Here is a 16,061-nt window from a genome sequence, read left to right as displayed (position 1 = left end):
TCCTTACCCTTTCCGATTACTTTTGCCATAAATAAACAAAAAGTAACTAAACAAATTGCTGGAGAAAAACCATGAATATTTTTGGCATTGGTTTGCCCGAAATGGCCGTTATTTTTACGATCGCCCTATTGGTATTTGGTCCGAAAAAATTACCTGAAATCGGTCGGAGTATGGGGAAAGCAATTCGGGGCTTTCAAGACGCTTCGCGGGATTTTGAGTCGGAGTTCACGCGGGAAGCTAAGCAGTTAGAAGAAGCAGTAGCAACTAGCAGCAAACCGGAAACTGAAAAACTCACGGCGGCTACTCCCAAGGAAGATAGCACAGACATTTAAATGAATAACCCTCAGAAGTCGGAAACACCAGCGGAGTTAGTGATTCCCCAGCTAATAGTTGGGTTGGGCAATCCCGAACCTAAATACGATCGCACCCGACACAACATCGGCTTTAATGCTGTCGATGCCTTGGCTAAATCTTGGCAGATTTCCCTGTCGGAAAATCGCAAATTTCAAGGCATATTTGGCGAGGGAAACCGACAGCGGGGACAGAAAATCCGCTTGCTGAAACCGCTTACTTACATGAATCTGTCGGGTCAAGCGATTCGGGCGGCGACGGATTGGTACAAAATACCTGCCGAGTCGGTATTAATAGTATACGATGATATGGATTTGCCGATCGGGAAATTGAGAATGCGACTTGCGGGTTCTGCCGGCGGACACAACGGCATGAAATCGACAATTTCTCATTTGGGCACAGACAAATTTCCCCGCTTGCGGATTGGCATCGGCAAACCTCAAAACGATGCTGCTAAAAATGAGAAAGATACGATTTCCTTCGTGTTAGGAAAATTTTCCTCAGAGGAAAGTCAGTTAGTAGAGAAAGTGCTTAAACTGGTTGTAGAAGCTGTGGAACTAAGTCTGCACCAAGGAGTAGAAAAAGCCATGAGCCTTTACAATAGTCGCACAATTGCAGAAACAAACGCGGAAACAAAAAGGTGAGTTCGAGACGTTTGCCAGAAACAACTGCATATGTCCGGGTTACTGGCCAATCTTGGCAAAAAGGCACGATTGAGGGTGAAGTGACTGCCGGCAATTTTGAGTGGCAGTTTCAGTGGCGTTTCACAGCAGAAAAAACACTGATACTTGAGCCTTCTCAGGGTAGGGCATTGATTCAGGAACCGCTGCACCGTTTTCTGGAAAAATGGGATTATCAATTAGAACCAGGTGGGGATTATTCGTTTACGGTTCGGGCTGAGTTTTAAAATCTTGGTAATGGGAAGGGATAAAGCGCTGGGGAAGGCAAACTTTCTCTAGTAGTATCTCCCGGTTCCAGTAATTCTTTAATTAAAGCAGGGTTCATCCCTTCTCGGTAAGCCCCGCAATAATACATTGTCAAAACAGCTTTGTAAGCCCAGTGATTGGAAGGTACATCGCTAAAAGGATTTGGCAGGGTTTCAGCCTGATTCTGCACGCAAGCATTGAGAATTTGTTCTCGCGTTTGCTGCACTTGAACTAAAGAAGTATTTGGCTTGAGTGGTTCGGTATTTTGTGCATTGGCGGGAGCCGAAAAGCTGGCACTAATTAGCAGTATAGCTGCGGCAAAAATCGTGACTTTCATAGGTAATTGGGAATTGGGAATTGGGCATTGGGAATGGGTCATTGGTCATTGATAAAATGACAACAGTCAACGGACAACAGTCAACGGACAACTGACTACTGACTACTGGCTGATTTTCGCATTCCCAAGGCCAATACACTCAAAAACAACAGCCCGATCGCCCCAGCTAGCGGATTGCCATTAACTCCTGTCACCCAGTCAGGAACAGAGGCCGAATATCGCACTAACTGCCCGATGTTAATCATGTAATATCCCCAGACTAAACCTGCATGAAGCCCGATCGACAAACCGAGGCGATTTTGGCGCGATCTTTTTCCCCAAACCAGAATCAAACCCAGCAACAACAACCCCGGAAACTGCGGCCAACTCCGCAGCATTGCCGCAACAGGTTTGATAAAATGAGATAGGGCAAACACCAGACTATTAGCCCACAGAGATATTTTATAATTGTAATCCCGCTGCAACTCGTCCAGCAACCAACCACGGAATACCAACTCCTCGGCAAAACCGACTCCAAGGGCGCTTAACAGCCCTTCTACGATGATTCTAGGCAAATTATCAGAATTTTGCCACGCGACTAAGCCGAACAGCCCTTGCACCGCAAATAGGCTGAAAGTGAGCAAAAGCCCGATCGCCAATCCGATTAAAAGCTCAAAACCGTTTTTTCGCGTATTGATTAAACCGTAACTCTTGAGTAATTGGGTTTGTCCGTAAACCTGTTTTCCCCAGCGCGGCACTAGGAACAGAAACTCAGTAAACAACAATCCCATTGTCAGAATAGTTGCTAGGTTACTATCTTTAACTAAGAGATAAATGGGTGCTGCTAGCGGCAGCCAAATTGCTAGCAATATTAATAGGAAAATTATCACACGTAGAGGAAATGGATAACTGGCTATTCTTTGGAGGCGGTTAATCATTGTTGTAAATGAGTTGAAATTGGGTAAATCGGCTTATTGGTCTGTCGGATAGTCCGACAGGGGTTAAAAACCCCTGTCTCATAGCGAAAGTCCTCTCAAAGAGGACTGAAATTTATCACAATCTAATTTAGGTTGGCAGTCGGTTTTAACCGACTTTTGCTATAAGACGGGGATTTAAATCCCCGGCGGGCTTGCGGGTGAATGCGAGAACTTTTGGCTGAGTCAGGCTTGAGTAAATCCGAGAGTCAGGCTTGAGTAAATCCGAGAGTTAGAGTTGGATAAATCCGAGAGAATGTACAAAGCAGAGGGAAAAAGCTAGAATGGCATCGTATCGGTTGAAACTTTAAGTGCAGCAAAGCTATAACATCAGGTAACAATGACTGAAGCCTCGGATTTTTCAAATGTCGATCGCGAATTAGATGACACAATTTTAAGCTTCGCAGACATTCAGGCAGAACTCAACCTGCGCCACGCTAAAGATGCTCTGCGAGATATAGTAGAAAATCTCGACTTGACAGTGCAAGAGCGAACTGGACTAGAACCGGAAATTGGCGGGTTGGAGAAAATGCTCGACAAGCTAGAGCGCGCTTGCGTGCAAATAGCTGTGTTTGGGATGGTGGGAAGGGGAAAATCTTCGGTTTTGAACGCGCTGCTAGGTCAAAATGTGTTTGAAACTGGCCCGACTCACGGGGTGACTCGCACGACGACTATCGGTCAGTGGGATGTCGGAGAGGGAATTGATGAGAATTTGCCCGATGGCTTACGCCCCGCTACGCTACGACTTTCGCCAGTTATTTACCGTTTGTCGCAAGTAGAATTAATCGACACTCCGGGAATAGATGAAGTTGACGGCGAAACTCGCGAACTTTTAGCCCGCCGCGTTGCTCAACAAGCAGATTTGATTTTGTTTGTGGTGGCTGGCGACATTACGAAGGTGGAATACGCAGCACTTTCGCAGTTGCGGGAAGCCGGAAAACCGATGTTATTAGTGTTTAATAAAATTGACCAATATCCTGATGCAGACAGGCTGGCAATTTATCATAAAATTCGAGACGATCGCGTAAGAGAATTGTTGTCTCCCGATGAAATTGTGATGGCGGCGGCTTCCCCTTTGACGGCGAGGGCGGTGCGCCGTCCCGACGGAAGTATGGGCGTGCAAATGACTCGCAGTTTGCCACAAGTGCAAGATTTAAAATTAAAGATTTTGGAGATTTTAGACCGAGAAGGCAAATCTTTGGTCGCGCTGAATACGATGCTCTGTGCGGGGGATATTAACGAGCAGTTGGTGCAGCGAAAAATGGAGATTCGAGATGACGCAGCTAATCGCATTATCTGGAACGGGGTAATGACTAAAGCTGTGGCGATCGCACTTAATCCAATTACTGTAGTTGATATTCTTAGCGGTGCGGTAATTGATGTGGTGATGATATTAACTTTATCTAAAGTTTACGGCATTGCGATGACGGAAGCAGGTGCGGTGGAATTGCTGCAAAAGATTGCGATTAGTATGGGGGGAATTACTGCGGGTGAATTGTTGGCTAATTTTGGCTTGAGCTCGTTGAAAGGATTGTTGGGTTTGGCGACGCCGGCGACCGGGGGTTTGGCTTTAGGGCCTTATTTGTCTGTGGCGGTGACGCAAGCTGCGATCGCGGGGGTTTCTTCCTACGGAATCGGTCAAGTTACTAAGGCTTATTTGGCTAATGGTGCTTCTTGGGGAGATGATGGGCCAAAGGCTGTTGTGAGCAAGATTTTGTCTTCTTTGGATGAGGATTCTATTTTAAATCGGATTAAGGAAGAGTTGCGGGCTAAGTTGGATTTGGGCAGTGTGGAAAAACAGAAATTGCAGTGAGAAGAAGCAAAAAGGAAGAAGGCACGACACGGATTTTGACACGGATACACGGATTAATTATCGACAGTGAGTAGTTATTTGTTATTTGTTATTTGTGAGGAACTACCAATAACCAATGCCCGATGTCCAATGCCCGATGCCCGATGCCCGATGCCCGATGTCCAATGCCCGATGCCCGATGCCCGATGCCCAATGCCCGATGCCCGATGCCCGATGCCCAATTCCTAATATTATGTTATTAACGATTTCTACAACTCGCGTTCCTGCTACAGATTTAGGTTATTTGCTGCACAAACATCCCGATCGCCATCAATCCTTTCCGATGACTTTCGGGCAAGCCAGCGTGTTTTATCCAGAGGCAAATGCAGAAAGGTGCACGGCGGCTTTACTCTTAGATGTCGATCCGGTGGGTTTGGTGCGGGGCAAGTCGAAATCGGGCGATCGCCCCCTCGAACAATACGTGAACGATCGCCCCTACGTTGCCTCTTCGTTTCTGTCTGTCGCCCTCGCCAAAGTCTTTAGTACAGCTCTATCCGGTCGCTGCAAAGACCGCCCAGAACTCGCAGAAACAGCTATTCCTTTGACAGTTAATCTGTCGGTTTTGCCCTGTCGCGGTGGCGAGAAGTTCCTGCGGCAAATGTTTGAGCCGCTGGGCTATCAAGTCGCAGCAAAACCCCTGATTCTTGACGAGCAATTTCCCGAGTGGGGCGCGAGTCCTTACTTTTCTGTGGAACTGCAAAATACAGTTCGTTTGGCGGATTTGTTAAGCCATCTTTACGTGCTAATTCCCGTGTTGGATGACGACAAACATTATTGGGTGGGCGATGATGAAATTGAGAAGTTATTGCATCACGGCGAAGGTTGGTTGAACGCGCATCCCGCCCGCGAACAAATTGCCAACCGCTATCTGAAACGCCAGCGCCGTCTGACGCGAATTGCTGTGGCACAATTAGCAGAAGAAGATAATATTGACCCTGAGTATCTCGAAGTTTCTCATCAGCAAGAAGAGGAAGTTTTAGAACAGCGAATTAGCTTGAATCAAGAGCGTTTGGAAGCTGTGACGGAGGTTTTAAAGCAAAGTGGTGCTAAGCGAGTGGTAGATTTGGGCTGCGGTGAGGGAAAACTGCTGAAATTGCTTTTGAAAGAAAGCTCGATCGAACAAATTACAGGCGTCGATGTGTCCTTTCGTGCATTGGAAATTGCCAGGGAACGTTTGCAAATCGATCGATTGTCTCCCGCACAGCAATCTCGCATTCAACTAATTCAAAGTTCGCTGATTTATCGGGACAGCCGCTTGACTGGTTTTGATGCAGCGACGGTAATTGAAGTGATTGAACATCTGGATTTAGAACGGTTAGCTGCTTTTGAGCGGGTTTTGTTTGAATTTATCCGACCCAAAAGTGCGATCGTCACAACTCCAAATATTGAATATAATGTTCGGTTTGAAAACTTGCCTGCGGGTAAATTTCGCCACCGGGATCACCGTTTTGAGTGGACAAGGGCCGAATTTCAAACTTGGGCGAAAGGGGTTGCCGAACGGTTTGGCTGTGGGGTAGAGTTTCGTTGTGTGGGAAGCGAAGATTTAGAAGTAGGTTCGCCTACGCAAATGGCAATATTCGAGATGTAAAATCTATTAACTGGTTCCCACGATATTCCTGGTAACGAGTAAACGAGTAAAAAATCTATTAACTGGTTCCCAGGATATTCCTGGGAACCGATGCCCAGAGGCTCTGCCTCGCGAGGTTCGATCAGAATTTGAGGCAGAGCCTCTGGATCTGCGTTACCAGGCACAGCCTGGTAACGAGTAAACGAACGAGTAAACGAGTAAAAAATCTATATTATTAAACAATGAAAATTACTTTTCCAGAACTATCCCTAGTCGTTCTCATCGGTGCATCCGGTTCCGGCAAATCCACCTTTGCGCGCCAGCATTTCCTACCTACAGAAATCATTTCATCGGATTACTGCCGCGGGTTGGTTTCCGACGACGAAAACAATCAAGCGGCCACCGCTGATGCTTTTGAAGTATTGCATTTAATCGCTGCTAAACGTCTGGCCGCAGGTAAGCTAACTGTGATTGATGCCACCAACGTTCAGCCGGAAAGCCGTAAACCTTTGGTGGAATTAGCCCGAAAATACCATTGCTTTTTGGTTGCTATTGTGCTAGATTTACCAGAAAAATTGTGTGGCGATCGCAATCAACAACGTGCAAACCGCAATTTTGGAAATCATGTAATTCGCCGCCACGTTCAGAATTTAAAGCGATCGCTCAAATCTCTAGATAGGGAAGGATTTCGCTACGTTTACGTCCTCCGTTCCCCAGAGGAAATCGACGCGGTGGAAATCGAGAGACAACCTTTGTGGAACAATCGCAAACACGACTGCGGCCCTTTTGACATCATCGGCGACGTTCACGGATGCTGCGACGAATTGGAACAATTGCTGCAACAGTTGGGCTATCAAATTATCGAAAAATCCAGCGAATCCGATTTGGGGAATTTTCCCACCTACGCGCACCCAGAAGGCCGTAAAGCCGTGTTTTTGGGCGATTTGGTCGATCGGGGCCCGCGCATTCTCGACACCCTCAAACTCGTGCGAAACATGGTACTCGCAGAAACAGCTTTGTGCGTGCCTGGAAATCACGACATCAAACTGCTGCGAAAACTCAGCGGCAAAAATGTCAAAATTAACCACGGACTCGAACAAACCTTAGCAGAAATTGCCGCTTTACCGGATGAATCCCGCGAATCAGCAGTACGAGAAATCCGCCAGTTTCTAGATAGTTTGATTGGGCATTACGTCCTCGATGGCGGAAAATTAGTCGTCGCCCACGCCGGGATGAAAGCTGAATTTCAGGGACGCGCATCGGGCCGGGTTCGAGATTTCGCGTTGTACGGAGAAACAACTGGCGAAATCGATGAATTCGGCTTGCCCGTCCGCTACAATTGGGCCGCCGAATATCGAGGTCAGGCAGCGGTTGTTTACGGACACACCCCCGTTCCAGAAACAGAATGGTTGAACAATACTGTTGATATTGACACCGGCTGCGTTTTCGGAGGCAAACTAACAGCTTTGCGGTATCCCGAAAGAGAATTTGTCAGCGTTCCTGCTGCTAGAATTTACTGCGAACCTGCCAAACCGATCCTCTTTCAAGACAGCCGAACTCCACTTAACAATAGAGACATTAATTCACCCCTTCTCAATAGCGGTTTGGCCGCAGTGAATATCACCGCCCAACAGCAGTTTGATGACGTACTGGACATTAGCGACGTACTCGGAAAACGCATTATTTCCACTCGCCTGCAAAGTAACATTACGATTAAAGAAGAAAATGCGATCGCAGCCCTAGAAGTAATGAGTCGGTTTGCCGCCAATCCCAAATGGCTGATTTATTTGCCGCCCACAATGTCTCCCGCTGCTACCTCCAACGAACCTGGACTTTTAGAACATCCAGCCGAAGCATTTAGCTACTACCAACAGCAGGGCATACCGACAGTTGTGTGCGAAGAAAAGCACATGGGTTCCCGTGCAGTTGTGATTGTTTGCCGCGACGCACAGGCAGCTTTACGCCGCTTTGGCATTCTCAGTGAGAGTATCGGCATTTGCTACACCCGCACGGGACGGCATTTTTTCGATAATTCTACCTTAGAAACAGAATTTTTAGCGCGGGTAAATGTCGCTCTCACTGCGAGCAATTTTTGGGAGAATTTTCAAACCGATTGGGTGTGTTTGGACTGCGAATTAATGCCTTGGTCAGCCAAAGCTCAAGGTTTATTGAAAGAGCAATACGCCGCCGTGGGAACAGCATCTCGTCACGGGTTTGCGGAGGCGATTAAGAACTTAGAACAGGCAAAGCAGCGGGGAGTTGAAATTAATTCTTTGCTAACCAGCTACCAAGAGCGAGCCGAACTAGCCGATCGCTATGTTCATGCCTACCAGCGCTACTGCTGGCCAGTGAAATCCATCTCAGACCTCAAATTAGCACCTTTCCACATCTTGGCAACCGAGGGAACTGTTCACACTGACAAAAATCACTGTTGGCACATGGAACAGATTTCACAAATTTGTAAAGCTGACCCGGAATTCCTGTTAGCTACTGAATACAAAATAGTTGAAATTGCAGATTTTGACAGCCAATTGGCAGGGATTCAATGGTGGGAAAAACTGACGGCGGCGGGAGGCGAAGGAATGGTTGTTAAACCAATGGATTTTATTGTTAAAAATAGGAAAGGACTCGTACAGCCTGCGGTAAAATGTCGCGGTAAAGAGTATTTGCGAATTATTTATGGTCTGGAATATTCTTTGCCGGAACATTTAGAAAAATTGCGATCGCGCGGGCTTTCCGGCAAGCGTTCTTTGGCGTTGCGAGAGTTTGCTCTCGGTGTAGAAGCATTGGAGAGATTTGTTGGGGGTGCTCCTTTGAGACAAGTTCACGAGTGCGTTTTCGGAGTTTTAGCGATGGAGAGCGAACCTGTAGATCCGAGGCTGTAATCGGAAGGTAGAAAGCAGGCGAAAATCTCGATTTGACAGTAATCTGGCAGGGGTTTAAACCCCTGCCTCAAAGCTAAATTTGTCTGAAGACAGTTTAACAAATTATTAGGAAAACAACCAATTACCAATTACCAATTATTACTGTATCTTACTAACTCATAACTTAGGTAATTGGCACAGGTTGGGCGACTGCGGCAAATAAGGTGCGCCATGTACACCCTACTTTAATTCCGCGAATCGGCGGCTTAACATCCAATAAGGTTCAGTTAAAACTATTTATTCCTCGGAGATCCCCCTAAATCCCCCTTAAGAAGGGGGACGCAAGAGTAATTTCTTGTCCCCCCCTTTTTAAGGGGGGCTAGGGGGGATCGAGCTTAACTGAGCCGTATTGGCTTAACATCAGGTTTTTAACCCTAATTGCCTCCTATTTGTAACCTCTATTTTTCTCCGACCAAATGCGGGTTGGTAGTCCCCAAACATAGACAAATCCTTCGGCAGCTTTGTGATCGAATTCGTCCTCTGCGCCGTAGGTTGCTAAGTCGAAACTGTACAGAGAATTGTCAGATTTGCGGCCGACAATCGTGGCATTTCCTTTGAATAGTTTGAGCCGCACGGTTCCAGTTACTCGCTTTTGCGTGTCCTGAATAAATGCGTCTAAAGCTGTTTTCAAAGGATTGTACCACAGGCCGTTGTAAATCATTTGGCTGTAGGTTTCTTCGATGCCTCGCTTGTACCGCGTCACATCTGCTGTCAGCGTCAAACTTTCTAAGTCTCGGTGCGCGTGCATCAAAACTAAAATCGCTGGTGTTTCGTAAATTTCCCGCGATTTAATCCCGACGAGGCGGTTTTCAATCATGTCAATCCGGCCGACTCCGTGGTTTCCAACTATTTCGTTGAGTTGGGAAATTAAGGCGACTGGTGATAACTCTTTGTCGTTCAAAGTGACAGGATTTCCGAACTCGAAACCGATTTCTATGTATTCGGGTGTGTCGGGAGTTTGTTCGATCGCCTTTGTCATCAAATACACCTCTTCCGGCGGTTCCGCCCAAGGATCTTCTAGGATTCCGGCTTCAATTGCCATTCCTAATAAGTTGCGATCGATACTGTAAGGCGAAGACTTTTTCACGGGCGACGGAATACCGCATTTCTCGCCGTATGCGATCGTTTCTTCGCGGCTCATTTTCCACTCCCGCGCTGGTGCTAAGATTTTAATCTTGGGGTTGAGCGCGCCGATCGACACATCGAACCGCACCTGATCGTTTCCTTTACCTGTACAACCGTGGGCGATCGCATCTGCACCGTATTTTTCCGCAGCTTCTACTAACAATTTAGCAATCAGCGGGCGAGCCAGGGCAGTCGAAAGGGGATAACGGTTTTCGTAAAGTGCGTTAGCTTGAATCGCTGGAAACGCATAGTCTTTGACAAATTCTTCCGTAGCATCAATAACTAAAGATTCCGAAGCACCGGATGCTAAAGCTTTTTTGCGGATCGGTTCTAATTCGTCTCCCTGTCCCAAATCCGCAGCCAGAGTAATTACTTCTTCAACACCCCACTCGTTTTTGAGGTAAGGAATGCAGACGGAGGTATCGACTCCGCCGGAATATGCTAGGACAACTTTTTTAGCGCGACTCATTGTTCTTTACATCCTGAATTTAACTGACATCTTGCACCCGCTGTGAATCTGCCTTTTAGGGGCGGGCTCTCCGGCCCAACCCCTACTCCCCACAATAAAATTAAATTTTTGTGGAACAGGCCAGAAAGCCTGTTCGGGAGAATGGTGTAAGATGCCTGCCCCACAATAAAATTAAATGTTTGTGGAACAGGCATCTTGCCTGTTCTGGAGAATGGTGCAAGATGTGATATTTAACCGACTTTTCATTATGCACCTAATTGAGATCGATTCTTGTCAGAAATAGTACAGATTTATATATTCTTTTTTTGATAAACTTGGCTATTTACCGGAGGAGTTGCTGCTGAAAATCTGCTACCGTGGGATACGGTAACTGTGGCGATGGGGAAAAATCGTGTTTTTTAGTGTTGTAATTCCGACGTATAATCGTAAACCGATTTTGGCAAAATGTCTACTGGCTTTGGAAAATCAGCAGTTCGGTGAGATTGTCAGAGAGTATGAAGTAATTGTCGTGGACGACGGATCGACGGACGGGACGCTGGAGTGGTTGGCCGCAAATGCCGACTTGTTGCCCCATGTGCGATCGATCTGTCAATCTCACCAGGGCCCGGCGGCGGCCCGGAATTTGGGCGTTGAAGATGCTAAGGGCGATACGATTATTTTTATTGACAGCGATTTGGTGGTAACGGAGCATTTTTTGCAAGCACACGCTGATGCTTTACTACAGGGTTACAAAGATACTGATGCGGTTTTTACTTACGGCAGCGTGATTAATACTTGCAATTTCGACAATCCTACCTCAGAGCCATACAAAATAACCGATTTTTCGGCGGCTTATTTTGCTACGGGAAATGTGGCGATCGCCCGCCACTGGCTGCTGGCCGCTGGACTTTTTGACACTCGCTTTAAACTGTACGGATGGGAAGATTTAGAGTTGGGAGTTAGGTTAAAAAAATTAGGTTTAAAACTCATTAAATGTCCGGCTGCTGTCGGCTATCACTGGCATCCACCTTTTAGTTTGGAGCAAATTCCAGGCATGATTGAGCGAGAAATTCAGCGCGGGAGAATGGGAGTTTTGTTTTATCAAAAACACCCAAGTTGGGAAGTACGGATGATGATTCAAATGACTTTTCTGCACCAAATACTGTGGGGCATTTTATCCTTGGGCGGGATGCTGAACGAGCGAACGATGACTCCTTTTTTACAGTGGTTGATTGACCAAGGCAAGCCCCAGCTAGCTTTAGAAATTGCTCGAATTTTTCTGAATTGGTATAACGTGAAAGCCGTTTACGCCGCTTGCGGGGAATTGCAGGCCGAGACAAAGATACCATAAATCAGCCCCATCCCGCAAATAAGATATAAGATATTGTAGGAGTTTTTCAGGGCCCATTGGTGTCAACTTAAGCTCATAATTTGTAACGGTAACTGTTTGACAATTATGCCTACACTGCCCTAGGGCTGCTTAATAAGGGGAATTTAGGGGACTCACAACTTGGATACGAACCAGAAAACAGAAAAAAATAATTTTTAGTCTTAAGTTGACACCAATGTTCCGGCTTGTTTAAATTAACCTTCTCAGTGAGGATATCTAATGAAAAATCACAACACAAAGCACCCGATCAAGGGCTGCAAAACATGGTCGTATAAAGTCTAAAAATAAAATCTTTACCTTTATTTAATCAAAATTGCTTGGTTAGCCTGTGATTAGAGGCATCTAGGCTGTTTTCTCACCAGACTCCGATAATTTGAGCTACCAACATTTTCAAAAGATCGTTACTTTTGATATAATGACAGATAATTTAAGAGTGTGCTAGAGAGCCAATAGTTGTGCTGGTTTATCTGAGAGTGTTAGCTACAAGCGGTTAATGACTTTAAAAATATTCCCACATATACAACTTGAATAGTTTGAGGGTTTGCTGTGAATACAACTGACGATAAAAATCCAAGACTAGAAACAGTTAGACTTGAAAACACTGTCTTACAAGAAAATATTTTAATGGTGGACGACCATCCAGAAAGCTTGCGGCTTTTATCCCAGCTTTTGTCTAAGCGGGGATATAAAGTGCGACCGACACGAGATGGCAAATTGGCTCTTAACTTTGCTATGTCGAGTCCACCAGACTTGATTTTGCTGGACATCATGATGCCCGGTATGGATGGGTATCAAGTCTGCGAAAAGTTAAAAGCTTGTCCGCAAACCAAACATATTCCTGTGATTTTTATTAGCTCTTTAAATGAAGTTTTTGATAAAGTCAAAGCTTTTTCGCTGGGGGGGGCTGACTACATTAGTAAACCATTTCAAACAGAAGAAGTGGTGAGCCGCGTCGAAAATCAACTGCTTCTGAGCCGTCTTTATAAACAAATTTTAGCACAAAATGCACGGCTGCAAGCAGAAATAGAAGAACGCAAGCGGATCGAAGCAGAACTCCGAGACAGCCAACGCTGGCTGTCGGCAGTAATTCAAACACATCCTAATCTTTTGTACGTTTCCGATTTGATTGAACAGCGAACTTTGTATATCAACCGCGAAATATATAGCGATATTGGCTATTCTTTTGAAGAAATCCAGCAGATGGCAGGCGGATTTCTTCCTAACTTAATACACCCTGAAGATTTGCCAGGATTCTCAGAACACCTCAGCAGGATTGAGGCAGCAAAAGACGGTGAAAGCTTTGAGTGTGAGTACCGAATTCAGCACAAAAATGGTGAATATCGGTGGTTTGTTAGCGTGGATACAGTGTTTGCCAGAACAGCAGACGACAAACCTTGGAAAATTTTGGGGACGGCTACTGAAATTAGCGATCGCAAACAAGCAGAACTAGAACTAAAAACAGCTTTATCTGCTTTAGAACGGCAAATCAAACAAAGGTTTTTAATAGAAACAATTACTCTTGAAATTCGATACAGTTTAAATCAAGAGCAAGTTTTTCAAACAGCTACTGCCCAAATAGGTAGAATTTTTAATGCTGATTGCTGCTTGGTTCACACCTACACAGAACACCCTATTCCCAGAATTTATAATGTCGCTGAGTACAGAAAATCCGCATCCAAATCGCTTTTAGATTTAGAAATTCCCGTACAGGGCAATCCTCACGTTCAGTTTTTATTATCCCAAGATCAAGCTGTAGTTTCTGACGATGTTTTTTCTGAGCCACTGCTAAAAAACGTCCGAGATTTGTGCTGTCAAATAGGCTTAAAATCGATGATATCCATCCGCACTTCCTACCAGGGAAAAGCCAACGGAATGATATGCTTGCATCAGTACGATCGCCCCCGCCACTGGACGCAGGAGGAGATCACATTATTGAGCGCTGTGGCGGCACAGATGGGAATTGCGATCGCTCAAGCAACTCTTCTGGAACAAGATAAACAACAGCGACTTAAACTTCAACAAAGCGAAGCTAGTCTAGCAGCAGCCCAGAAAATTGCCCACATCGGCAGTTGGGAATTTGATTTAGTCACCAATAAAATTACTTGGTCAGAAGAAGTATTCCGCATTTTTGGTCTTGACTCAAGTGCAACTGAACCGACATCTGCCAAACTTTTAAAGATGTGTCATCCCGACGACAGAGAATTATTTCAACAAACAGTCAGCCTAACTATCTCACAAGGCATTGCCTACAAAAGAGAGTTTCGATTTTTGCATCCTAGCCGTCAAATTATATACGTGGAAGGAAGGGGAGAAGCTGTTTTTAGCGATACTGGGGAAGTAATCAAACTGTTGGGAACAGTGATGGATATTAGCGATCGCAAACAAGCCGAAGCAGCTTTGCAAATTAGCGAAGAACGTTTTTATCTGGCATTTGAAGGCAGTGCGATGGGCTTGTGGGATTGGAATTTGGCCACGGGAGAAGTCTATTTTAATCCACGGTGGAAAATGATGCTGGGATATGAAGTAGAGGAAATAGCAAATAGTTTTGCATCCTGGGAGAAACTGGTACACCCAGAGGATTTGTCTCCGGCTAAAGCAGCGCTAAATGCTCACCTGGAAGGCAAAAATCCTACTTACGAAGTGGAATTTAGGATGCTGACAAAATCCGGCGAGTGGAAGTGGATTTTAGCTCAAGCGAAGGTCATGGAACACGACGCTTCGGGAAATCCTTTGCGGATGACGGGTACGCATATTGATATTAGCGATCGCAAACAAGCCGAAGTAGAGTTGCAATTTAGCGAACAGCGAGAACGAGAAAAAGCGCAACAGTTAGAACTAACTCTGGCCGACTTAAAAAAAGCTCAATCTCAGCTTATTCAAGCAGAAAAAATGTCAAGTATTGGGCAAATGGTAGCGGGAGTAGCCCACGAAATTAATAACCCCATCAGCTTCATATACGGCAATATTATTCCTGCCGCACAGTATGCTCGCGATTTGGTAAAATTGATTGAACTCTACCAGCAATACTATCCTGAACCAGTTCCCGAAATAGAGGAAGAATTGGCCGAAGTCGAGGTAGATTTTATTGCTGGCGATTTTCCGAAAATAATGGCTTCAATGCAAGAAGGTGCTAACCGAATTAAGCAGATAGTGCTGTCTTTGAGAAACTTTTCGAGACTAGATGAAACAGAGCGCAAAGTAATAGACATTCATGAAGGGATAGAGAGCACTTTGGTGCTTTTGCAGCACCGATTCCAGTCACAGCCAAAACGTCGGGAAATTCAAGTTATTAAATATTACGGAAAACTGCCCAAAGTCGAGTGTTATCCTGCTCAATTAAACCAGGTATTTATGAATTTGCTGATGAATGCGATCGATGCTTGTGAAGAGTCATTCGTCCTCAGTCATTCGTCCTTAGTAAACAACATTCCAACAGTTACAAATGATTCTGGACAAATTTTTGATGAAAATCCTCTGATTCGCATTAGCACTGAACTCAGCAGCGAAAATCAAGTGTGTGTGCGGATTTTTGACAGTGGGCCCGGTATCTGTCCCGAAGTTCAGTCAAGGATGTTTGACCCGTTTTTTACTACCAAACCGACCGGCAGCGGCACGGGTTTGGGGTTATCGATTAGTTACCAAATTGTGAAAGACACCCACGGCGGTAAGTTGGAGTGTCATTCAGAAGTTGGCCGGGGAACAGAATTTGCGATAGAACTGCCGATTTCGCAAAAGTTAAAAGTTAAAAGTTAGGATAAGCTGTTAAATCATGGGCGGTAAATTAACCATAATTCTTGTAGGGGCCAGTTCACCACAAATCTATAATATTACTCACAGATGAGCGTAAACCCCCTCGACCGTCAATCGATTTTAGATTTTAGATTTTAGATTTTAGAGGCGACCCCAGGGATAAATGCTCTTTCTAGAGGATTTTCGATTTTCGATTTTGGATTGATTCCACGGATAAATCACGTGGCGGGTACCACCTTTGAAATTCGTGGTCAGATGGGGGGCAATTGCAACGGATATCATATTAATTGTGTATCAGAACCTATTTTAGGGTGCGTGATAACCTGACATTTTCTCCCGTATTTCCTGCGAACGGTCTGTCATTTAGGATCGCGAATTAAATAACTTACAATTTTAATTGTTATTGTGGGATGGGCGTCCCGCCCGTCCTTTTTGGAC

11 protein-coding genes are annotated in these 16,061 nt (G+C 45.4%); 8 read left to right on the top strand and 3 right to left on the bottom strand.

The window, feature by feature from the left end; genetic code table 11:
• Positions 1-71: 71 nt before the first annotated feature.
• Genes QUB24_RS25110 through QUB24_RS25100 form a run of 3 tightly spaced genes read left to right on the top strand, consistent with a single transcriptional unit; the run spans position 72 to position 1,258 of the window.
• The gene (locus tag QUB24_RS25110) at positions 72-332 is read left to right on the top strand and encodes a TatA/E family twin arginine-targeting protein translocase (protein ID WP_333156304.1); all 261 of its coding nucleotides are present in this window, start codon (positions 72-74) and stop codon (positions 330-332) included.
• A complete protein-coding gene (pth, locus tag QUB24_RS25105; protein WP_333156303.1) occupies positions 333-995 on the top strand; it encodes an aminoacyl-tRNA hydrolase in 663 nt (220 codons plus the stop codon).
• Complete coding sequence (locus tag QUB24_RS25100; protein WP_333156302.1) at positions 992-1,258, top strand: DUF3146 family protein; 267 nt, start codon at positions 992-994, stop codon at positions 1,256-1,258. Before pth ends, QUB24_RS25100 begins: the two co-directional genes overlap by 4 nt.
• On the opposite strand, the gene QUB24_RS25095 is transcribed toward QUB24_RS25100, so the two are convergent.
• Both QUB24_RS25095 and QUB24_RS25090 read right to left on the bottom strand, forming a co-directional pair.
• On the bottom strand, positions 1,255-1,614 hold the full coding sequence (locus tag QUB24_RS25095) for an S-layer protein (RefSeq protein ID WP_333156301.1): 360 nt from the start codon (positions 1,612-1,614) through the stop codon (positions 1,255-1,257). The genes QUB24_RS25100 and QUB24_RS25095 overlap by 4 nt on opposite strands.
• 95 nt (positions 1,615-1,709) lie before the next feature.
• The gene (locus QUB24_RS25090) at positions 1,710-2,531 is read right to left on the bottom strand and encodes a CPBP family intramembrane glutamic endopeptidase (protein WP_333156299.1); all 822 of its coding nucleotides are present in this window, start codon (positions 2,529-2,531) and stop codon (positions 1,710-1,712) included.
• A gap of 376 nt (positions 2,532-2,907) precedes the next feature.
• Between QUB24_RS25090 and QUB24_RS25085 the strand changes: the two genes are divergently transcribed.
• The 3 genes from QUB24_RS25085 to QUB24_RS25075 all read left to right on the top strand — a co-directional run bounded on the left by QUB24_RS25085 (position 2,908) and on the right by QUB24_RS25075 (position 8,871).
• Complete coding sequence (locus QUB24_RS25085) at positions 2,908-4,380, top strand: GTP-binding protein (protein WP_333156298.1); 1,473 nt, start codon at positions 2,908-2,910, stop codon at positions 4,378-4,380.
• Between the two features lie 115 nt (positions 4,381-4,495).
• Entirely contained in the window at positions 4,496-6,007 is a 1,512-nt protein-coding gene (locus tag QUB24_RS25080; RefSeq protein ID WP_333156297.1) for a 3' terminal RNA ribose 2'-O-methyltransferase Hen1, read from the top strand.
• A gap of 221 nt (positions 6,008-6,228) precedes the next feature.
• Positions 6,229-8,871, top strand: a complete 2,643-nt coding sequence (locus QUB24_RS25075; protein WP_333156296.1) for a polynucleotide kinase-phosphatase — start codon at positions 6,229-6,231, stop codon at positions 8,869-8,871.
• A 424-nt stretch (positions 8,872-9,295) separates the two neighbouring features.
• Here QUB24_RS25075 and QUB24_RS25070 read toward each other — a convergent pair whose 3' ends face one another.
• Entirely contained in the window at positions 9,296-10,504 is a 1,209-nt protein-coding gene (locus QUB24_RS25070) for an argininosuccinate synthase (RefSeq protein ID WP_333156295.1), read from the bottom strand.
• Between the two features lie 391 nt (positions 10,505-10,895).
• On the opposite strand from QUB24_RS25070, the gene QUB24_RS25065 reads away from it, so the two are divergent.
• Both QUB24_RS25065 and QUB24_RS25060 read left to right on the top strand, forming a co-directional pair.
• Positions 10,896-11,834 (top strand): glycosyltransferase family A protein, encoded by a 939-nt coding sequence (locus QUB24_RS25065; RefSeq protein ID WP_333156294.1) that lies wholly within the window; start codon positions 10,896-10,898, stop codon positions 11,832-11,834.
• 585 nt (positions 11,835-12,419) lie between these two features.
• Entirely contained in the window at positions 12,420-15,626 is a 3,207-nt protein-coding gene (locus QUB24_RS25060; protein WP_333156292.1) for a PAS domain-containing protein, read from the top strand.
• The last annotated feature ends 435 nt before the right edge of the window (positions 15,627-16,061 follow it).

Origin of the sequence: Microcoleus sp. B9-D4 (genome assembly GCF_036705105.1) — a bacterium.
Lineage (GTDB): Bacteria > Cyanobacteriota > Cyanobacteriia > Cyanobacteriales > Microcoleaceae > Microcoleus.
Note: the sequence above shows the minus strand (reverse complement) of the source record. Positions and strands in the feature narration are given on the sequence as shown.